The sequence below is a fragment of the Pseudomaricurvus alkylphenolicus genome (genome assembly GCF_011683955.1).
GTDB lineage: Bacteria > Pseudomonadota > Gammaproteobacteria > Pseudomonadales > Cellvibrionaceae > Pseudomaricurvus > Pseudomaricurvus alkylphenolicus.
Window position 1 is genome coordinate 926,755 of the sequence record NZ_JAAQPI010000001.1, and the last position, 19,525, is coordinate 946,279.

The following is a 19,525-nucleotide window of genomic DNA, read 5'->3' on the forward strand; positions in this document are numbered from 1 at the left end:
TACCTCCTATCGACCGGCGCTGTGAAACCGGCAGTGTGCAGGTTTCTGACAAACCCAGCCTATCAAACTCCCTGTGCTCACTCGTATTTATTTTTGTGATTGACCATAATTCACTGTAATGATTATGCAGGAGAGCACAGTCATCCCTGACCGCCACCATCAGGCTGGCTCCTGCCCTGTAACCTGGCTCTCCTGTAGTACTGCCGGCTTCGTCAGGCGTGGCACAAGTACTGGGGTTTGTGCCTTGTAGGCGTCATAGAGATGATTACCCTCAAACTTTCTATCAGCACTCTGCTCCAGAGTTGGAATGCCGCTCACGCGCGTCAACAACAAGGTTACAAACAGCGGCGAAATCAAGGTGGCATAACCCCAGCCACTCAACACCGGCCAGGCAATAAGGCTGACGCCGATCCACAACACGATTTCACCAAAGTAATTGGGATGGCGGGAGTATGCCCACAAGCCGGTATGAATAAATTGGTGCCCTGTTTGTGCCCGTGTTGCCCGGAACACCCGCTTCTGGCGGTCAGCGATCACTTCCAGGGAAAAACCCAGTAACCACAGTGCAATACCCACCATGGCGAACCAGCCAAGAGGCTGGCTGTCAGTGGCAAGCATGGCAGCAAGCGCAGCCGCTGCGGTGATGGACACCCACAGCCCCTGCAAAGTCCACACCGCGAAAAATCGCACCGGATCAGGCTTGATCTCGTCGAAGCGATGGTCCGAACCGTCCTTGGTAATCCGCATAAACAAAAAGCTGCCCAGCCGGGCGGCCCAGATCATCACCATGGCCGCCAGAAGTTGGCTGCGTGCATCCAGACCGTCGCGGACCAACAACACAAAGATAATGATGGAAAGATAGGTCAGGCTACCCGTCAGATCGTAGAAATGCTCGGTCTGATTTAGATACGAGGGCACAAAACCAATCCACTGCATCACAAAGGCAATGAATACACAAACCGCAAACAGTGGTACGCCCAGCCACGGTACGCTGCCTTCACTGCCAGCCCAGGCGAGGAGTGCTGCCAGTGTGATGCAAACAACAATAACCTTAATGGCTCGTGAATTATCGGTCACTGCGGGAGCCTCCTTTCTTTATTTTGTTATTTCATGTTTTGGGAACAACTTAATTCAAGATATAAGTCACTAGCGTTATAGGACCTTATCAAATCGTTCTCTGAAGTCAAACCAGGGTTTCGACAGTTCTCCGCAACGAGTCACTTCCGTAGGATACTAGTATCGTGAATCCGAAGTTCGGTCTGCTAAGATCGGCTGGGATCCAGGCGCCTGCGCAACAAATCACGAATGGCCTGGGACGGTACATCGCTCAACGCGCATTCCCGATAACGTTTTGCTTCTTCCAATTTCCCGCTGCGCAACAACAAATCCGCTTTAACGGCACTCCACAGGTACGATCCCATCAACCAACTTGGCGGTTCGGACTCCGCTAAAACCGCCAACCCTGCCTCGGGTCCCTCCAGCTCGGCAGTCGCCACCGCGCGGTTTAAACGATGGATAGGCGAGTCATTGGTTTTCTCCAGCAGTGCATAAGAATCCACAATGCGGTCCCAGCGGGTGTCCACAAACCTGGGAGCCAGACAATGCTCCGCTGCGATACTCGCCTCAGCGTGGTAACGGGAAAAAAGCTCGCCCACTGCAGATTTTTCCAGCCATGCCAAACCCAACTGAATCTGATGAAAATCCCATTGTTTTCGGTCTTGCTCTTCCAGCAACAATAAGCCCCCACTACCGTCTGTTCGGCCGCGCATTCTCGCCATCTGCAGATGCATCAGCGCCAATAATGCTGCAACGGATGAGTCTTGGCCCGCGGGGTGTTCCGCCAACAGCGTCGTCAATCGGATGGCTTCCTCACACAGCTCCAGTCGGGTCGAAATCTCACCCTGGGAGGAGAGATAGCCTTCCGTGAACAACAGATACAGCATCTGGCAAACGGCCGGCAACCTTAAGGGGTAGTGAATTGGGGACAGATCCGTAATGTCGGTGCCGCCTAGCTGCAATCGCTTTCTAGCCCGGCCCAGTCGCTTGTACACATTTGCCTCACTGGTAAACAAGCGGATGGCGATTTCACGAACATCAAAACCGCAAAGGGTCTTCAGGGCCAGTACCAGCTGGGATTCCCGTGGGATCGAATCATCGCTGCATACAAATAACATACGTAACAATTCATCCGACAGCTCTCCGCCCAGGGAGCGATCAAGAGCAAGATCCGGCGTCGGCACCAACTCCGGAGCATGCTCGTTCAAAAGTCGCTCGCGGCCAGAGCGCTGGCGCAGCTCATCCAGCAACTTATTACGGGCGACCTGGTATACCCAGGCCGACGGATTTTCAGGCACACCATTGTTTGTCCAGATTTCCAAGGCACGCATTAACGCAAACTGGGCGGCGTCCTCCACCGCCACAATCTCATGCACACCCACCCGGCGCGTCAGCAGCGCTACCAGGCGGGCGTATTGGTGCCGAAAAAAATGTTCGATCAGCGGTTGTGCCGTCAAGAGGTGCTGATCTCCCTGACTTCCACGCTTGAGCCCGGATGCACACCAGGGCTTTCGCGGGCTACTTCAATGGCTTGTACCATTGTTTCGGCAGCGATAATCATAAAGCCACCCACAACTTCCTTGGCCTCGATAAACGGTCCATCGGTAGCGCCTTCAGTGGTAACCACGGCACCTTCCCCCAATTTACCGCCCATATCGACAATATTGTCCTTAAACTTTTCCTTCCAGGCGTTAAAGCGAGCGAACATCTGCTCCATCTGGTCGGGCGAAGGGGGAGGGCAACTGCTGGTGTCATTGCCATCCGTCGGGCGGCGCATTATGCAGAGGTAGTTCTTTTTAGACATGTTGGCATCCTTGAGTTTGATGTTGCGTTTGGGCGTCGATTTTCTTTGCCGACGGGGCTATAACGGTTGAGTCTGGAAGCTTTGGACACCCCAATCTACAAAAATTTTCTTTTTTACTAACCGTCATTCCCTTCCATGCAATCCAAAAACTGCGCTGCCGCTTCTGCCAGCCCATCCGTATAGGCCTTCACTTCAATAGCTTGTGGCTCGTTTCGATGCTGTACCGGTGGCGCAGGAGAAAAGCCATATAGGGCAGTGGCCCCAGTAGGCACACCCGTCGGAGGCACCAGAACCGTTGCCGGGTCTGAAACAACCGTCACCTGATTAACGCCTTCAGGCTGTGAAATTGCCACGGAAGTCGCGGGAGCCACCGGAACTCCTGATTGTGTCACCATGGGGCCTGTACCCAGGGGAACCGCAGCCGCAATATTGGCTGGTGGCGTTGCAGACAGTGCCCCAATCGCCTGAATATCTCCGGCACTGGCAGAGGATGAATGCATCACGCCACCGTGCACCACCGTTGTCGCCTGGGCTGGTTTACGTTGCGCCCGCACCGAGTATTGCTTCTGCTCTGCCAAGGTGGTCAAGGCATCCAACGCGGCATTGCCATTGAGTACATCCTGATGTGTGGACACAGGTACCGGCATATTCTTGAGTTTAAACTGAATCTCCCGGCGCTCAAATGCCCAACTCTGCCCCCCGGCCTCAAGAAAAACGGACCCGGCGACAATATTCTGCTGGTTGGCTAAAGTGATATTCAGGCTCACCTTGGGGGTTCCGTCACCGGCATTATCACTCGGTGCCGGTTTCACCGTAACCTCTTCAACCATTCCCTGCGGGTCCTGGATCTGCTCGCTGGATGTCCGCTTACTGTATCGAAACCTCAAACTTGCCGGCTGGTTAAGATGCGCGAGTGTGCACACAGAGTGCGCACCGGAAAAATGCCATTGGGGGCGAAGGGTGCTGAGCGTTCCGTCCCGATACTCTCGCAACTGCTGAATGCGGCGATTCAAATAGGATTGCTGATACCCCTCCAGCGGTGCGCTGCCGTTACACATTGAATAGGAGTTGTCTTCGGTCAGAAACAGCAGGTAGCTCTTACTGGCCTGCAACTGAAAACCGCAGACCGGAACTTCCTTGGTAATCACCGGTATCGCCGTGTCGCCTTTCAGCCCTTCAATCACCGCGAGCCGCCATTGGCTGGTGGAGCAGTGACCTTGTTCAGTGACTTCACCATCCACACACTCCGAGGCCTGAGCGATGTATATCCTTTCAGCACTGTCGTATTGATCTTGCAGAAGTCCGCTTGGGCAGGTACAAGCGAGGGCAGCCTCGGCGACAAGTGCAGCTGCCAGGGTGGCAGTGAGTCTTAGCGATGTTAAACGGTTGGCATTCATTTCATCCTCCTGATGATATTGACGGAAGCGGGTTCCCTGATGAAATGAGTGTAGCAGATCTCACATTTCTAACTCACCAATCCAAAATTCTGTTAGTTTCTAATCTTTTATCCCTGTGTAACGCGGAACAAACATGCCCCAAACAAATCAAAACCAGCATGCAGAATGGATCAGACAACAACTGCTCGCAGCGGGTACCCCCACAAAAGCTGAAAAGGTTAAACGCTACTTCCCCGCCGGCATCACGACCACCGGCGCTATGGCCGCCGACGTCACTGTGGTTATTAATAGCTTTCGATCAAACAACCAAGATCTCACTCCGGAGCAGGTCCTACAGGTTTCAGAAGCAGTTCTCAAAAAAGCCGAATACAGTGAGGAAGTACTGGTGGCCTTCGGTATTCTCAACAAGCTGGTGAAAAGAAACTTTGATGACGACTTGCTCCAGAGGTTTGAATACTGGCTGGAACACTACGCCAGCAACTGGGCCCACGTGGACGATCTCTGCATCAAAACCATCTACCAATTCTTCTTGTCACGCACGCATTTGATCGAAACCATCCAACCCTGGTCTCATTCAAAAGTCTGCTGGTGCCGGCGAGCAAGCAACGTTGCCTGGGTTAAGTTTATTCATCGGCCCATTGGCAGCAAAGTCTATAGGCTGGACCCGACACGGGTGTTCGAAAACTGCGACCGATTGTTACGGGACGAAGACGAATTTGTGCAAAAAAGCATAGGCTGGCTATTGAAGGTGACATCGCAGCACCACCAGGCAGCGGTGTTGGATTATGTTCGAGAAAACCTTTCACGGATGGAAAAACCCACCCTGAGGTACGCGCTGGAGAAGGTCGACAAAGAAACACGCGCTGCGGTTATAGCCAGCTGACATAAGATTCTTATCCACTTATTGCAGGATTTTCCCACCAAGTCAAAAGCAGAACTTGGCGTCATTTCTGTTGTCCCCAAAAGGCTGATATGATTTGGTGTCTGTGCCGGTTGGCAACGCCAACCCCGCGTCGCTGAGAGTGACTCTATATGGGCTCCATGGAAGACAAAGCAAAATTACTCAGTCAGCTCAAAATTGACCGAGAGGCACCGCCCCAGCAGCCGGCCGGCTTTGGCAAGGGGCAGGTGCTCGGATTGCTGGCGGTTGCGGTGTTGGCAACCGCAGGGGTCAGCTATTTGCTGATGCCGCAAACCCCGCCATCATCACCCATGGTTGCGTCCGTCGCAACACCGCCTCAGGCTGAGGCGCAACGGGCGGCCTCAACACCACAGCCTGAGACCATGGCCGCGCCCGCCCGGTCTGTCGCCACCGATAATACGGTCCTCAACGCCTCCGGCTATATCACCGCCCGACGCATCGCCACTGTATCGGCTCAAATCATGGGCCAATTGCAAACCGTGCTGGTGGAAGAGGGCATGAAAGTGAAGCAAGGCCAAGTACTTGCTCAACTGGATGCCTCTGTCGCCGAAGTCAGCCTGAGTCTGGCGCAAGGGCGGGTAAAGGTCCTGCAGGCCCAGCGTCAATCCATCGTCGCTGACTTAGCCGAGGCACGCCGGGTGCTAAAACGGGTATCCACGCTGGGTGACGACAACTACTCGAGCGAATCCCAGCGCACCCGCGCCAGCGCCGATGTCGACAAGTTTCAGGCCGTCCTGGCAAGTGCAGACAGCGAAATCACCGTCGCCAAGCTGGAGGTAGATCGCCAGAGCGAGCTGCTGGACGACCACACCGTCCGCGCTCCCTTTGGTGGTGTGGTGACAGTCAAAAACGCCCAACCCGGCGAGATCGTCTCGCCCAGCTCCGCCGGTGGCGGCTTTACCCGCACCGGCATCTGCACAATTGTCGACATGGCCTCACTGGAGATCGAGGTGGACGTAAACGAGGCCTATATCGGTCGTGTGTTTGCCGGCCAACAGGTCAAAGCCAACCTAGATGCCTATCCGGACTGGGACATCCCGGCGAGCGTTATCGCCATCATCCCCACGGCGGACCGAGCCAAGGCCACCGTCAGGGTACGCATCAAAATCGAACAAATGGATAAGAAGATACTGCCGGATATGGGGGTAAAGGTCGCTTTCCTATCTGAATAAGTCAGGCTCCAAATTTCAGCACAGATTACCAAACAGGATGGTCAGCATGTCACAAAAGCAGTTGTTTGAACTCAATAACGTCAACAAGAGCTTTACCAAGGGAAAAGAAGAAATCACCATCTTCAATGGCCTGAACATGAGCATCAAAGAGGGCGAATTTCTCGCCATTATGGGGCCATCGGGTTCGGGCAAAACCACACTGCTGAACCTCCTGGGGGGAGTTGACCGCCCAACGGCCGGCGACATCCTCTTTCGCGGCAGCCCCATCAATAACCTCTCCGAGGGGCAGTTGTCCAAATGGCGGGCGGAACACATCGGTTTTATCTTTCAGTTCTATAACCTGATGCCCATGCTCAACGCGGCGCGCAATGTGGAGCTGCCACTGCTACTCAAAAAGCTCTCCCGCAGCCAGCGGCGCAACAGCGTCGACACCGCTCTTAAGCTGGTCGGATTGGAAGCGCGCGCCGGTCATCAGCCGAGTGAGTTATCCGGTGGCCAGCAACAGCGGGTGGCCATAGCGCGGGCCATTGTCTCCGACCCCACCTTTCTGCTCTGTGATGAACCCACTGGCGATCTGGATCGCGCCACCGCCGTGGAGATTCTGGAAATTCTGCAGCTGCTCAATCGCGAGTTCGGAAAAACCATCGTCATGGTGACTCACGACCCGGCCGCAGCCGAGTATGCCTCCCGTTGTCTGCACCTGGACAAAGGCGAGTTTATTGAAAAGGACCTCGCGGCGTGACAGACACCTACCTGGTCTTAAAAAATCTCACCCGCAATAAATTGCGACTGGTCCTCAATTGCTTCGCCATCCTTATCGCCTTCCTATTATTTGGCGCGCTGGGCTCATTGCAACATGCGTTTACGGCGGGCATAGAACTTTCCGCCGATAACCGGCTTATTGTGGTTAACAAGATCAACTTCACCCAGCCCCTGCCAATCGCTTACGTCAATAAGGTACGTGCCATCGATGGTATCTCCAAGGTCACCCACGCCAACTGGTTTGGTGCTTACTACCAGGACGCACGGCGGCCGATGGTGGGCCTGGCGGTGGATGGTGACAGTTATCTGGATATCTACGACAACATACTACTTTCCGATGGCGGGCGAGAAGCCTGGCTGAAAGAGCGCCAGGGCGTGATAGTCGGCGAACGAATGGCGCACATGCACGGTTGGAAGGTAGGCGACCGCATTCCGATTTCTTCCAACATCTTCTCTCAAGCCGACGGCTCAACCGTGTGGGACATGGTGATATCCGATATCTTCCGCGACAAAGAACCCAGCGCTGACACCAACTTTCTGTTGTTTCATTATAAGTACTTTATCGAGACCCAAACCTTCGGCAAAGACTGGGTGGGCTGGATGATCCTCACCACCGAAGATTCGTCGCTCAATGAGCGCGTCGCCAAAGCGATTGATACCAACTTCGCCAACTCCAGTACCGAGACAGATACCAGCACCGAAAAAGCCTTCAACCGCTCCTTCCTGGAGCAAGTGGGCAGCATCGGCTTAATCATCACCTCGGTCATTTTTGCAGCCTTCTTTACCATACTGCTCATCGTCGGTAACTCCATGGCTCTGTCCATTCGCGAGCGCACGCGGGAGATCGCCGTGCTGAAAACCATCGGCTTTGCCGCACCCCGTATCTTTGGCATGGTGCTGGCGGAATCTATCAGCCTGGCACTGATCGGCGGACTGTTGGGGCTGGGGGTGGCGGTGATGTTGATCAACGGCGCCAGTTCAAACCCGCAACTGCAAAGTATGCTGCCAAACCTCATTGTGCCACCAAGCATCCTGATTCAGGCCCTGGGATATATGCTGGCCTTGGGGCTGATCACCGGGATTTTCCCCGCACTGCGCGCCATGCGCCTAAACACCATCGACGCTTTGAACCGGGGGTAAACCATGGGAAGCCTGATCTCACAGATTCAAGCCGTGGTGGCCATGAACCTGCGCAGCCTGCCGCAGCGCATTTGGATGTCTCTTGCGACCTTGTTTGCCGTGGCGATTGTGGTGGCTGTATTGCTGGCGTTTCTCTCCATGGCCAATGGTTTTCAGCAAACAGTCAAAAATACCGGCTCTGAAAGCCTGGCAGTGATTCTGCGCGCGGGCTCACAGGCCGAACTCAACAGCGTGATCACCCGAGACCAAGTCAACCTGCTGTCCGAAGCGCCGGGTATTGTGAGGGGCGACAAGGGTCCGAAGGTCTCCGCCGAGCTCTATGTCACCGTGGATGGCATCAAGCGTTCCTCCCAAACCGAAGTCAACCTGCCGTTAAGGGGGATCAGCGAAAGTGGCATTTCATTGCGGGAGGGATTCACGATTATCGAAGGCCGCATGTTTGAGCCGGGCAAAAATGAAATCGTTGTCGGCAGCAGTGTACTGCGGGAGTTCAGCGGATTCGAGCTGGGCAATTCCCTGCGTTTTGGCAAAACCACCTGGACAGTTGTGGGCGTGTTTGAAGCCGGAGCCTCGGTCTTTGCCAGCGAACTCTGGACAGACGTCCGCACCTTGCAAAGCCAGTTTAACCGAGGCAGCAGCGCCCAGGTGATTCGCGTAGCGCTGCAACAGCCAGGCGACATCGGCGCGATTACCGAATACATCGATAAGGAGCCCCGCCTCAACATGGACGTCAAAACCGAGGCGGAGTACTACCAGGAACAGGCCAAAGCCATGTCAGACATGATCTTCTTCCTGGGCTGGCCTCTTGCCATCGCCATGGCACTGGGCGCACTCGCCGGCGCGCTCAATACCATGTACAACTCCGTCGCCCAGCGCGCGGTAGAGATTGCCACCCTGAGAGCCATCGGGTTTCGAGGCGTTTCCGCCTTCTTGGGCACGCTGGTGGAATCATTAGTGTTGGCCTTTATCGGCGGTCTACTGGGCACCCTTGCAGCCTTCCTCCTGTTTGACGGCATCAGCGCCTCAACACTGGGCGGCAGTTTTACCCAAATCGTATTCTCGTTTGAGCTCTCCTCCGACGCCTTTGTGCAGGGCATCACCCTGGCCATGATTATCGGCTTGGTGGGAGGATTCTTCCCGGCACTCAAAGCCTCGCGAGTACCGGTAATGGTGGCGTTTTCGGTGGATCCTTAAAAGTTGATTAACTGCCTATATGTGAGAGAATCCAGTTTCTAAACTGCGGATCTTCCAGAAGCCATTCACCTCTAGAGGGGCTATATAACACCTGACTTTCTCGCAACCTCTTAACCGCATTCTGTACTTCCTTAATTGAAACGCCCTCAGTGCCGATTTCATTGCCAATAAAGCTGCGGGCCTCTTCTGTGTAAAGACCGAATTGAGGTGATTGAACAAGGAGTTTTAGAACTGCTTTATCGATCGGTTTGCAGTCGTCCCACAGCAATTGGTGATCTGCTTCGACATCCACAAGTGCCTGAAAATTTTCGTACCCCTTTTTTATATCCCAGATGCCTTTGATCACCATATGACGCAACAGATGATGAAACAGCGCCGGATTGCGATTCATAGTGTTAAATATCTGCGTCGCTCTGGCCAGGGACAGCTTACGCTGACTTGCCTTTTCAAAAGCCTGTAGCATGAAAGCAACAAACTTTGAGTCAAGATCAGGAAAATCGACTTGTTGCGCAGCATGAAACATTGGTGCTTTTCTGTCGCGAAACATTCGCTGAAGACCATCACGGCTGCTTCCGGTATAGACAACATGCAGCTTCTTTCGATGCTCATCGAACTGCGTTCGCAGGGTAGCAACTAAAGACGCGAATCTCTCGTTTGATAAGTGCTGAACCTCGTCAAGTAACAGTAGTGTGGGTCGTCTCTCACGGCTGAGCTTACCGAGCAGGTTAATAATCTCCAGAAGTTCGTCTTCACCAGCGGGTGTACTAGGCCGACTCTTGAGCTTGACGTTCGCCCCGCCAATTTCAGCGGAAATCTCACTGCTTATCGATTCTGTGTAGGCATGCCACTTCTCTCTCCAATATCCGCTCTTCTTAATACCATCAAGTGCCAATCTTAACGCCTTTGCCGGATTGTCTTGAAGATTCCAAAATGAGCAATACGCTACCTGATACCCTCTTGATTCTGCCTCCACGGCCAAATCCAACAATATGAATTCGGTCTTGCCCATGCGTCTGGGAGCAAAAAGCGCCAAAGCACCAGTAATACCGGTGTCGAAGGCGTTCATATACTGTTGCGCCAATTCAGTTCGGGGATAATGCCACTCAATCAAGATAAGATTCCTGGAGAAATCGTCAATTACCCAATATTACCATCCACTTTGGTAATTACCACTCACTATGGTAATTGATGGTAATTTGGTGTTGTTTATAGCCAGATCCAATATCTATATAAAAATCAATAGGTTAGGCTTAATGTTGTTAGATCGCTGTGTGTCAACAGGATGATGCCTCAGCCAATTACCATAAGTTACCAATGCCCATAGTAATCATTGAAGGTTCAGAAGATGGTCCGTGTTGCGGCGAGGGGTTGATGATACCAAGATGGCCGGATCGAACCGGATTAAATTGGTTGGACCAAAGTTGTTCTAATGTGAGTTGATGAAATCAGGTAATTTCTTTATATAAAACAATTGGTTATGAGTTCATAGGAGGTTCGGCGGATATCAAATACTTGCCCAAACCTGAAAGGAATCGCAAGATTGAGCTTAACGCAAACAGTCGAACGAGTCCCCTCCATGCCCGTCTCACCCTCTATGCCCGAAATGGTGGCCCGCCAGATCGAAGCCATGATTCTCGATGGTCGACTGCGCGCCGGTGAGCGACTGCCCTCCGAACGCAGTCTGGGAGACAGCCTCAAGGTATCGCGCAATACCCTGAGAGAGGCGCTCAAGGCGCTGCGCACGCGCGGCGTGATCGAAACCCGCCGGGGCAGCGGTAACTACGTTTGCAGCTTTGATGAGCTGCAGCCCCAGAGCCAGCAGTTTGAACCCAGTACGCCTTTGCAGAAGTTGCTGCAGAATCACCCCGAGACTTTGGAGGGGCTGCTGGAAGTGCGGCGCCTGCTGGAGGGCGAGGCGGCTTATCGGGCGGCGCAGCGTGCTTCAGTGGCGGATCTGGCGGAGTTGAAAACCGTTTACGAAGCCCTGGTTGAGGAGGAACCCAGGCAGGATAACCCCGAGGCTCACGCCGAGCGGGATATCCGCTTTCATCGAGCCGTTTACGCCGCCGCCCACAACCCCATCTTGCTGTTGGCGTTGAACGGTATTCGCGATTTAATGATGAGCTTTTTCTTTGATACCTCCGACAAGCTCTACACCGGGCGCTATAACAAAGGGCAGTTGCGTACCCAGCATCGCCGCATTTATCGCGCTATTGAACAGCGGGACCCTGCCGGTGCCCGCCGTGCGGCTACGGCGCATATCGATGCCGTGGCCGCAAGCCTGAAAAACCTGAAAGCTTAACATCACTGACATTTGGCCTTTTACCGAACTGAGGATGCCTCCATGCCCGCCCTGCACAATTGCCATAATATTTCCGATTTGCGCAAGCGCGCCAAACGCAAGTTGCCGGCGCCGATGTTTCATTACATTGATGGTGGCTCCGACGATGAGTGGACACTCAGGCGCAATACCGAGGCCTTTGACGACTACGAGCTAATGCCCAGTTATCTGAAAGATATTGAGAGTATCGACCTCAAGACTAAAGTGTTGGGCACGGAGTTGGATCTGCCGTTCTTTTTGTCGCCGACGGGTATGTCGCGACTCTTCCACCACGAAAAAGAGCTCGGGGCCTGCCGCGCTGCTCACAAGTTCGGCACCATGTACAGTTTGTCTACCCTGGCCACCACCAGTCTGGAAGAGGTGGGTGCAGCCACGCCGGGACCAAAAATGTTCCAGATCTATATTTTGAAAGACCGGGAGCTGACCAGAGAATTTGTGCAGCGCTGCAAAGACAGTGGTTACCAGGCGCTGTGCCTTACCGTCGACACTCCGCTGGCCGGCAATCGGGAGCGTGATCTCTATAACGGTATGACCATGCCGCCCAAGATCAATGCCCGCAACTTTTTCAGTTACGGTTTTAGCTTCGAGTGGTTGATCAATCTGGCGCTCAATCCCGACTTTAAACTCGCCAATGTTGCCCACCGGGTGGATGCCCTGGGTAAAGGCGCTCTCGCCTTGATTGACTATGTGAATGGCCAGTTCGATCGCACGGTTACCTGGGAGGATGCTGCCTGGCTGGCCGAGCAATGGGACGGGCCGTTTGTGATCAAGGGGGTTCAGTCCCCAGCGGATGCCAGGCGCGCTCTGGATATCGGTGCCTCCGCGTTGATGATCTCCAATCACGGTGGCCGCCAGTTGGAAGGGGCGCCCGCTCCCATAGATTGTATTGCGCCGATCCGCGATGCCGTTGGGAATCAGTTGGAATTGATCATGGATGGTGGCGTTCGCCGGGGCACTCATGTTATTAAAGCACTGGCTCAAGGTGCCGACGCCTGTTCGATCGGTCGCCCCTACCTCTACGGTCTGGCCTCGGGTGGTCAACGTGGTGTTGAGCGGGCGCTGGAGTTACTGAAAACCGAGGTGGAGCGATCCATGGCGTTGTTGGGGGTGAACTCGATCGCGGAGCTGGGGCGGGAGCATCTGTTGCAACGGTAGGCGCAAATGATTGGGAGGGTGAGTGGAGAAAAACCAAAAACAGGCGTACTGGCTGGCGATTATTGCGGTACTTTTATGGTCTACGGTTGCCACGGCGTTCAAGATCACCCTCAACTACCTTACGCCGGTACAAATGGTGTTATTGGCCAGTGTGGTCTCTGCAGTGGCGTTGTTTGCGGTGGTCGCCTGGCAGGGTAATCTTAAACGGCTTCCGGAGTATCTTCGCCAGCGGCCACTGTTTTACCTCTGCCTCGGGCTCATCAATCCCTTTATCTATTATCTGGTTCTTTTTAAGGCCTATCAGCTGTTGCCGGCCTCACAGGCGCAGCCATTGAATTACAGTTGGGCGATTACCCTGACGGTGATGTCTGCGATTTTTTTGGGGCAAAAAATTCGCAGCAAGGATTGGATTGCCTGTGGCTTGGGGTATTCCGGGGTGGTGGTGATTGCGACCCAAGGCGATTTGTTGCAGCTGCAGTTTGATAACCCACTGGGCGTAGGCTTGGCACTGCTGAGTACGCTGCTATGGGCAAGTTACTGGATTCTGAATACACGCAATGCCGGCGACCCCGTCGCGGGGTTGAGTCTAGCGTTCTTGCTGTCGCTGCCTTTTTCTGCCGCAGCCTGTTGGTGGCTGGACGGTTGGCCCAGTCTCAACATCGCGTCGGCACTGGGCGTGATCTATATCGGTTTGTTTGAAATGGGCATTACGTTTGTTTTCTGGCTGCTGGCAATGAAGAAAGCGCAACACACCGCGCGCATCAGCAATCTGATTTTCGGATCACCCTTCATTTCGTTGATTCTGTTGGCCACAATTATTGGTGAGTCCATACACCCGTCGACGTTGGTGGGTTTGGGGCTGATAGTAGCGGGATTGGTTTGGCAGAATCGCGGCGGTTCACGAGACGTCAGTGCTCAGTAGCAGCGGGCGACCACGGCCGGTCGCCCACGGGCTGCTACAGTGGTTAGGCTTAATGTCGTGCTATTTTTCTGCTGCGCCTTAGCCCCACAGTGCCGGCGTCAATCCGGTCACCAATCCGTCTTCATAACTCATGGGGTGCTCACGGTCTTCGCTCAAAAAGAGCGCCCCGTCCAGGTCGACGTATTCGCACAGCTGGGCAATCACAAAGGCGGGCGCCATTCCCAGTGAGGTGCCCATCATATTGCCCACCATCAGCTTTAGCCCTTTGTCAGTGGCTTGACGGGCCAGCTTCAGGGCCTCTGTAAGGCCACCGGTTTTGTCGAGCTTGATATTGATCATCTGGTAACGGCGGGAAGCTTGCTCCAGTTCGCTGGTATCGAGACAGGACTCATCCGCGCAAAGGGTGATAGGGGAGTCGTAGTCCTCCAGATCAGCGTCTTCTCCACGAGGTAGTGGTTGTTCGATCATTTTGATACCCAGCGCCTTGAATCTGGGCGCTAACTCCACCAGTTGCTCGAAAGTCCAGCCCTGATTCACATCGACAACGATACTGGCGTCCGGGCGGGCTTCGCAAACGGCGGAGATACGCTCCATTGCCCGTTCGCCGTTGAGTTTGACTTTGATGTTTTTTACCGTCATGGCGCGGGCTTTTGCCGCCATAACTTCCGGCGTATCAATGCCGATGGTGTTGACGGTGTGGATTTCTTTTTGCGTTACATTACTCAGTTCGAAGATGGATGTACCCGCCCGTTTGGCTTCCAGATCCCAGAGCGCGCTGTCAATCGCATTGCGGGCGCCGCCATGGGGCAAGAGCGTTAACAGTTGCTCGCGGTTTGCGCCGGACTCCAAGGCGGAGCGCACGGACTCTGCATCTCTCAACATGGAGTCGCCGTTTTCGCCCAGATAGTAAACCCCGGTGGCTTCGCCGCGACCCACGACGCCGTTTTCGGAAATAGTGACAAACAGGATATTGGTATTGGTCCAGGTATGGCCGGTGATGGAGAAGGGCTCTTTCAGTGGCCAGGATTGCACTTCAAATGTAAAGGTTCGCATTTGGGGCTCCTATTGGAATTCTGTGAAAAGACGGTCGATGATTCGATCGCAACCATCGGCAATGGGGTCGACGCAGGGCAGATTCAGTTCGGCTTCCAGGGTAGCCAGATAATCGCCACGGTCCGCTTCGGTGAGTTTGGTGGTGTTTACACTGACGCCGATGCAGCGTACGGCCGGATTGGTGAGTTGTGCGCAACGCAGGTTCAAATCAATACACGCTTGCAGCGTGGGAGTGGGCAGCTGTGGTGCAGAGGCGATAAATTCGCGGCCGACCTCGTGGCACACCACAATGGCGTCCGGCTGCGAGCCGTGCAGCAAACCCAGGCTGACACCAGCGTAGGAGGGGTTAAATAGAGAGCCTTGGCCCTCGATCACGTCCCAATGGTCCGGGTGATTCGCCGGCGATACCACTTCGGCTGCGCCTGCGACAAAGTCGGCAACCACCGTATCGATGGGCACGCCAGTACCGGCGATCATGATGCCGGTCTGGCCAGTGGCTCTGAAGGTGGCATCCATTCCTCGCGCCTGCATCGCCTTCGCCAGCGACAGGGCGGAGTACTTTTTGCCCACGGAACAGTCGATACCCACCATCAACAAACGCTTACCGGAGCGTTTAATGCCGGTGCCGATGGGCAGACTTTCTGCAGGGGTTCTAACATTGATCAGTGATGCGCCGGACTGCCTGGCGGCGGTTTCGACACCGGGCAGGCTTTCCAGTCGCACATGCAAGCCGCTGACGATGTCCATCCCGGCGGCTGCCGCTTCTTCCAGCACCGCAACCCAATGGGGGCCGATAACGCCGCCGACAGGCGCAACGCCAATCACCAGGCTCTTAACACCGGCATCGACGGCCTGTTGCAGCGTCATATCCGGTACGCCCAGGCTCAATGGGTTGCCGGCAAAACGCAGCTGCCCGGCAACCCGCTCCGGGCACCATTGGGCGATACCCAGGCCGGTCTTGGCGTCTATGGTGTTGTCGGCGTCGCCGATAAAAATCAGGTAGGGGGACTTGAAGGTGGGGGTGGTCAATGAGCTCATGGTGATCGCATCCGGCTGTGAAGAGGGCTCATTAGATCAGCCATGGGCGGAATCCGGAATTTCGCGATCTGCTGCTCATTTGCGTTTTATAGTGCTAAACTAGCATCAAGTAGCGCAAAATCGAGTGTTCGGTGGATATGAAAAAGCCTTTTACCGGCAGAGGGCCCTCAGCCAAAAAACAGCCTTCAACCAATAAAGCGCCCTCAGCTCATAAAGAGCCTTCAGCCAATAAAGCGCCCTCAGCCGACAAGCCGCCCCTGGCAGAAAACCTGGAGCTGCTCTGCAGTTACTATAAATCCACCTCCGAGGTCTGCCGTCGGCTGGGTATCAACCGCTCCCAATTCAACAAATACCTTAATGGCAGCAGTCAGCCGTCTCGAAACACCCTGCACAAGCTTTGCAATTTTTTCGGGGTGGAACCTCACGAAATCTATTTGCCTGCCCATCAGTTTGCCAACATCGTACAAGTGCGGCCCAGACACGACGTGCAACCACAGGAGTTGCCCGAGCACGTAAAAGTACTGGAACAACTTCAGGAACAGAGTCTGGGCAGCCTCGACAAATACACCGGTTTTTACTTCGAGTACTACTATTCCATGTCATTTCCGGGGCAGATCCTGCGCTCGTTGATTCATATCGACCAGCGCGACGGCAACACTTACTTCGATCGCTATGAGCGTCTTAAAGAACGCCATCAATCGCGAGCGGATACGGGCTTTAACTGCCACTACCAAGGCGTGGTTTTTCATCTGGTTGACCGACTGTTTATGGTGGATTGCGAATCCTTGACCAAGAACGAAATTACGCAAACGATCCTCTACCCCAGCTACAAAAGCCGTATGACCTATTTGACAGGTTTAAAGCTGGGCGTGGCCGCGCAGTTTCATCGCACGCCGGTTTGTGTGCGTGTGGTTTACGAAGTGCTGGGTAAAAACGTGAACGTGCGAGCGGCACTGAAGATGTGTGGTCTGTTTGAACCTCAAAGTGAGGAAATCGCTGATGAGGTGAAACAATTGCTGGCGGTGCAGACGCAGGGGGATGAGTATTACTTTATGGCCAATACGCCGTGACCGTCATGCCAGCTTTTGCCGTCATGACAGTTCACTCTATGCCGCAGAGCGACGGATTAATAGTGATAACCGACTGTCACCCCATAAGTACGCGGCGCGCCATAAATAGCCGCGCCGCCATTCAGGTTGTTGTAGGTCCGTGAACTTTCGTACAAGTGATCGGTAAGGTTTTGCCCCCAGGCCGCCACATACCATTTGCCACTGGCCGCACTCCAGGTGGCGCGGGCATTGATGTATTCATACTCACCACCCACCAGGAACGGATCTTTGGATTGCCCGAATTTTTGCTCATCCTGATACAGGTATTCGCCACGCAGGGTCAGGCTTCCGAGATCCCCCAGCGCGAAGGTGTATTGCGCACCTAGTGAGAGTTTCAGGTCCGGCGTGCGAATCAGGGATTGTCCCGAGAGATCCACCGGCTGACCAGTGACCAGATCCTGCGCGTTGCCGAAGTCTTCGTACTCGCTGTCGAGATAGGTGAGTGTCCAGTCCATTCGAAAGTGTTCGGAGATTGCCGCTTCGCCTTCAAACTCGATACCGAAAACTTCGGCTCCACCGGCGTTGCGAATAGGCAGGGTGCCGTTAACCGAATCGACAAAACGAACCTGCAGATCGTTGTAGTCGTAAAGGAAGGTCGACAGCGAACCGCGCATGCGATCACCCAGCATTGAACCCTTGATACCTATTTCATAGCTGGTGAGGGTCTCCGGATCAAACGAGCCCTGCGCACCTGCACCGGTGAAAAACGGGCTTACGATAACGCCAGGGTCGGAGGAGTTAAATCCGCCACTCTTGAAACCTTCGGAAACTGATGCGTAGACCATCAGATCGCGGGTCATATCGTATTCCACCATCAGGCGACCGGTGACGTCCGACCATCGGTCGCTGTCTCTGGCGGTGCCGCTGCCGCTGGCATCGAGCCAGAAAGAGCCGGGCGGCAGACCGGCAAAACTGGAGGCATCAAACAGGTTATTGAGCAGTCCGCCGAAGGTATCAAAAGTTTTTTCTTCTTCGCTGTAGCGGGCTCCAAGTGTGACACGCCATTCCTCTGAGGCGTTATAGGTGAGTTCGCCAAACGCAGCGAAGGCCTCGGTTTCATTGGTGGAAACGAAACTGGTCAGGCCGACACAGGGCGCTGGCTGACCGGTACCAAGACAGGCCGCGTCCGGCTGGCTGTATTGGAAGTCCAGGGTCGAGTCATTATCTTCGTGGTAATAGTAAAGGCCGGAAATCAGCTGCAGTTTGTCGCCAATAGGCGTGGACAGCTGAAACTCCTGCGACACCATTTCGGAGTCTTCGATAAAGATGTTAAAGCCGGTATTGAGATTGGTGCCGTCGGTGTCAAAGGTGCTGGAGGCGTCGATGTCCCGCACAGAAGTGAGTGACTTCAGAGCGATCTCGCCAAGTGCCCAGTTCAACTCCAGTGAAACGGCATCGGTAGCGGCCGTATTATCGCCCGGGGCGTAGTCGTTGTTGACCTGGAACGGGTCGGACGGCTCTTCCAGTGCGGCGAGGGTATTGGGGCCACGCAGAATATTCTTATAGGCCTGATTGCCCACGGCGTCGTTTTCGTAGTCGTTGTAGCGAAGAATCGCTTCAAAGTTATCCGTGGGTCGATACACGAAGGTCAATGCGACGCTTTCAGAATCTTCACCATCAAGTACTTTGTCAAGATAGACATTCTCGAAATAGCTTTCACGTTGCTGTACGGAGTAGCTGGCGCGGGCATAGAGTTTGTCCTCGATCAACTCACCGGATACTGCCAATGCGATGCCTTGCTTATCGTAGTTACCACCATCGAGGCGGCCGGAGAACTCAAACTCATCGGAGGGTTGTTTGTGGATGACATTGATGGCACCACCGGTGGCGTTACGACCGTACAAAGTGCCCTGTGGACCACGCAGTACTTCGACGCGTTCCACGTCGATGAAGTCCTGAAAGGCCACCACATGCCGCGCCACATAGGCGCCGTTGTGGTATACCGCCACACTCGGGTCGATGCCCGCTCCCAGCAGGTTGGAGCCAATCCCACGGATATAAAGAGAACCACCGCCACCGCGGCTGGGTTCTACCGAGAGACCGGGGGTAAAGTTGGCCAGATCCAGCACGTTCTCGATGCCGGAGGCGTCCAGCTTCTCGGCCGAAAAAGCGGACAGCGAAGCGGGTACGTCCAATAGGCTCTGTTCACGCTTCTGTGCGGTAACCACAATTTCTTCCAGCTGGAAGCCTTCATCGGCGGAGGCATTGATTGAGCCAAGCAGGGCTCCGGCCGTTATTGAGGCCAGCAGCGCGGCTCGGGAGCACAGTGCATTGGGGGGGATTAACATCATCTTCTCCTCGTAGGATTATTATAATGGATCTGCGTATCGGTGACGGCTTTCAAATTAGCACTTCTGTGCTCCCGGCAATGGGGCTATTGGCACAAAGTTCGGGGCAAACACCACCTTTTAATCCGAGCGCTTCAATTTGGGTGTCTTTACCTTTGTAAAGGTGCCAATT

Annotated in this window: 17 protein-coding genes; 9 read left to right on the forward strand and 8 right to left on the reverse strand. The window is 54.4% G+C overall.

The window, feature by feature from the left end:
* Window positions 1–159: 159 nt before the first annotated feature.
* The 4 genes from HBA55_RS03625 to HBA55_RS03640 all read right to left on the reverse strand — a co-directional run bounded on the left by HBA55_RS03625 (window position 160) and on the right by HBA55_RS03640 (window position 4,257).
* Entirely contained in the window at window positions 160–1,077 is a 918-nt protein-coding gene (locus HBA55_RS03625; protein WP_166987181.1) for a DUF1295 domain-containing protein, read from the reverse strand.
* Between the two features lie 185 nt (window positions 1,078–1,262).
* Window positions 1,263–2,513: an RNA polymerase sigma factor gene (locus tag HBA55_RS03630; RefSeq protein WP_166987184.1), complete on the reverse strand. Its 1,251-nt coding sequence runs from the start codon at window positions 2,511–2,513 to the stop codon at window positions 1,263–1,265.
* Window positions 2,510–2,860 carry a YciI family protein gene (locus HBA55_RS03635; protein ID WP_166987187.1) on the reverse strand — a complete coding sequence of 117 codons (351 nt, stop codon included), beginning with the start codon at window positions 2,858–2,860 and terminating at the stop codon, window positions 2,510–2,512. Before HBA55_RS03635 ends, HBA55_RS03630 begins: the two co-directional genes overlap by 4 nt.
* 116 nt (window positions 2,861–2,976) lie before the next feature.
* A complete protein-coding gene (locus HBA55_RS03640) occupies window positions 2,977–4,257 on the reverse strand; it encodes a hypothetical protein (RefSeq protein ID WP_166987190.1) in 1,281 nt (426 codons plus the stop codon).
* 133 nt (window positions 4,258–4,390) lie between these two features.
* On the opposite strand from HBA55_RS03640, the gene HBA55_RS03645 reads away from it, so the two are divergent.
* From HBA55_RS03645 to HBA55_RS03665, 5 genes are all read left to right on the forward strand, one after another.
* Window positions 4,391–5,140 (forward strand): DNA alkylation repair protein, encoded by a 750-nt coding sequence (locus tag HBA55_RS03645; protein ID WP_166987193.1) that lies wholly within the window; start codon window positions 4,391–4,393, stop codon window positions 5,138–5,140.
* A 149-nt stretch (window positions 5,141–5,289) separates the two neighbouring features.
* Entirely contained in the window at window positions 5,290–6,351 is a 1,062-nt protein-coding gene (locus HBA55_RS03650; protein WP_240945861.1) for an efflux RND transporter periplasmic adaptor subunit, read from the forward strand.
* Window positions 6,352–6,397: 46 nt separating this feature from the next.
* Window positions 6,398–7,093: an ABC transporter ATP-binding protein gene (locus HBA55_RS03655; RefSeq protein WP_166987196.1), complete on the forward strand. Its 696-nt coding sequence runs from the start codon at window positions 6,398–6,400 to the stop codon at window positions 7,091–7,093.
* On the forward strand, window positions 7,090–8,253 hold the full coding sequence (locus tag HBA55_RS03660; protein WP_166987200.1) for an FtsX-like permease family protein: 1,164 nt from the start codon (window positions 7,090–7,092) through the stop codon (window positions 8,251–8,253). Before HBA55_RS03655 ends, HBA55_RS03660 begins: the two co-directional genes overlap by 4 nt.
* Window positions 8,254–8,256: 3 nt before the next feature.
* Window positions 8,257–9,447 carry an ABC transporter permease gene (locus HBA55_RS03665; protein WP_166987203.1) on the forward strand — a complete coding sequence of 397 codons (1,191 nt, stop codon included), beginning with the start codon at window positions 8,257–8,259 and terminating at the stop codon, window positions 9,445–9,447.
* A gap of 7 nt (window positions 9,448–9,454) precedes the next feature.
* Here the strand turns inward: HBA55_RS03665 and HBA55_RS03670 are convergent, their stop codons facing one another.
* The gene (locus HBA55_RS03670) at window positions 9,455–10,558 is read right to left on the reverse strand and encodes an ATP-binding protein (protein WP_166987206.1); all 1,104 of its coding nucleotides are present in this window, start codon (window positions 10,556–10,558) and stop codon (window positions 9,455–9,457) included.
* A gap of 429 nt (window positions 10,559–10,987) precedes the next feature.
* On the opposite strand from HBA55_RS03670, the gene HBA55_RS03675 reads away from it, so the two are divergent.
* From HBA55_RS03675 to HBA55_RS03685, 3 genes are read left to right on the forward strand one after another with little or no spacing between them, the layout of a single operon-like run.
* On the forward strand, window positions 10,988–11,749 hold the full coding sequence (locus HBA55_RS03675) for a FadR/GntR family transcriptional regulator (RefSeq protein ID WP_166987209.1): 762 nt from the start codon (window positions 10,988–10,990) through the stop codon (window positions 11,747–11,749).
* 42 nt (window positions 11,750–11,791) lie between these two features.
* The gene (locus HBA55_RS03680; RefSeq protein WP_166987212.1) at window positions 11,792–12,943 is read left to right on the forward strand and encodes an alpha-hydroxy acid oxidase; all 1,152 of its coding nucleotides are present in this window, start codon (window positions 11,792–11,794) and stop codon (window positions 12,941–12,943) included.
* Between the two features lie 22 nt (window positions 12,944–12,965).
* Window positions 12,966–13,865: an EamA family transporter gene (locus tag HBA55_RS03685; RefSeq protein ID WP_166987215.1), complete on the forward strand. Its 900-nt coding sequence runs from the start codon at window positions 12,966–12,968 to the stop codon at window positions 13,863–13,865.
* A 78-nt stretch (window positions 13,866–13,943) separates the two neighbouring features.
* Here HBA55_RS03685 and dgcA read toward each other — a convergent pair whose 3' ends face one another.
* Window positions 13,944–14,918 (reverse strand): N-acetyl-D-Glu racemase DgcA, encoded by a 975-nt coding sequence (dgcA, locus tag HBA55_RS03690; RefSeq protein ID WP_166987218.1) that lies wholly within the window; start codon window positions 14,916–14,918, stop codon window positions 13,944–13,946.
* 9 nt (window positions 14,919–14,927) lie between these two features.
* The gene (locus HBA55_RS03695; protein ID WP_166987221.1) at window positions 14,928–15,956 is read right to left on the reverse strand and encodes an N-acetyltransferase DgcN family protein; all 1,029 of its coding nucleotides are present in this window, start codon (window positions 15,954–15,956) and stop codon (window positions 14,928–14,930) included.
* Between the two features lie 137 nt (window positions 15,957–16,093).
* Between HBA55_RS03695 and HBA55_RS03700 the strand changes: the two genes are divergently transcribed.
* Entirely contained in the window at window positions 16,094–17,026 is a 933-nt protein-coding gene (locus HBA55_RS03700; protein WP_206019499.1) for a helix-turn-helix domain-containing protein, read from the forward strand.
* Window positions 17,027–17,082: 56 nt separating this feature from the next.
* On the opposite strand, the gene HBA55_RS03705 is transcribed toward HBA55_RS03700, so the two are convergent.
* Window positions 17,083–19,356 carry a TonB-dependent receptor gene (locus HBA55_RS03705; protein ID WP_166987224.1) on the reverse strand — a complete coding sequence of 758 codons (2,274 nt, stop codon included), beginning with the start codon at window positions 19,354–19,356 and terminating at the stop codon, window positions 17,083–17,085.
* Window positions 19,357–19,525: the final 169 nt, after the last annotated feature.

Bases quoted from the DNA above. Each gene is read 5' to 3' on its own strand.
- HBA55_RS03645 (WP_166987193.1), top strand. From the start codon at position 4,391: ATGCCCCAAACAAATCAAAACCAGCATGCAGAATGGATCAGACAACAA.
- HBA55_RS03655 (WP_166987196.1), top strand. From the start codon at position 6,398: ATGTCACAAAAGCAGTTGTTTGAACTCAATAACGTCAACAAGAGCTTT.
- HBA55_RS03705 (WP_166987224.1), bottom strand. From the start codon at position 19,356: ATGATGTTAATCCCCCCCAATGCACTGTGCTCCCGAGCCGCGCTGCTG.
- HBA55_RS03650 (WP_240945861.1), top strand. From the start codon at position 5,290: ATGGGCTCCATGGAAGACAAAGCAAAATTACTCAGTCAGCTCAAAATT.
- HBA55_RS03680 (WP_166987212.1), top strand. From the start codon at position 11,792: ATGCCCGCCCTGCACAATTGCCATAATATTTCCGATTTGCGCAAGCGC.
- HBA55_RS03700 (WP_206019499.1), top strand. From the start codon at position 16,094: ATGAAAAAGCCTTTTACCGGCAGAGGGCCCTCAGCCAAAAAACAGCCT.
- HBA55_RS03635 (WP_166987187.1), bottom strand. From the start codon at position 2,860: ATGTCTAAAAAGAACTACCTCTGCATAATGCGCCGCCCGACGGATGGC.
- HBA55_RS03695 (WP_166987221.1), bottom strand. From the start codon at position 15,956: ATGAGCTCATTGACCACCCCCACCTTCAAGTCCCCCTACCTGATTTTT.
- HBA55_RS03640 (WP_166987190.1), bottom strand. From the start codon at position 4,257: ATGAATGCCAACCGTTTAACATCGCTAAGACTCACTGCCACCCTGGCA.
- dgcA (WP_166987218.1), bottom strand. From the start codon at position 14,918: ATGCGAACCTTTACATTTGAAGTGCAATCCTGGCCACTGAAAGAGCCC.
- HBA55_RS03665 (WP_166987203.1), top strand. From the start codon at position 8,257: ATGGGAAGCCTGATCTCACAGATTCAAGCCGTGGTGGCCATGAACCTG.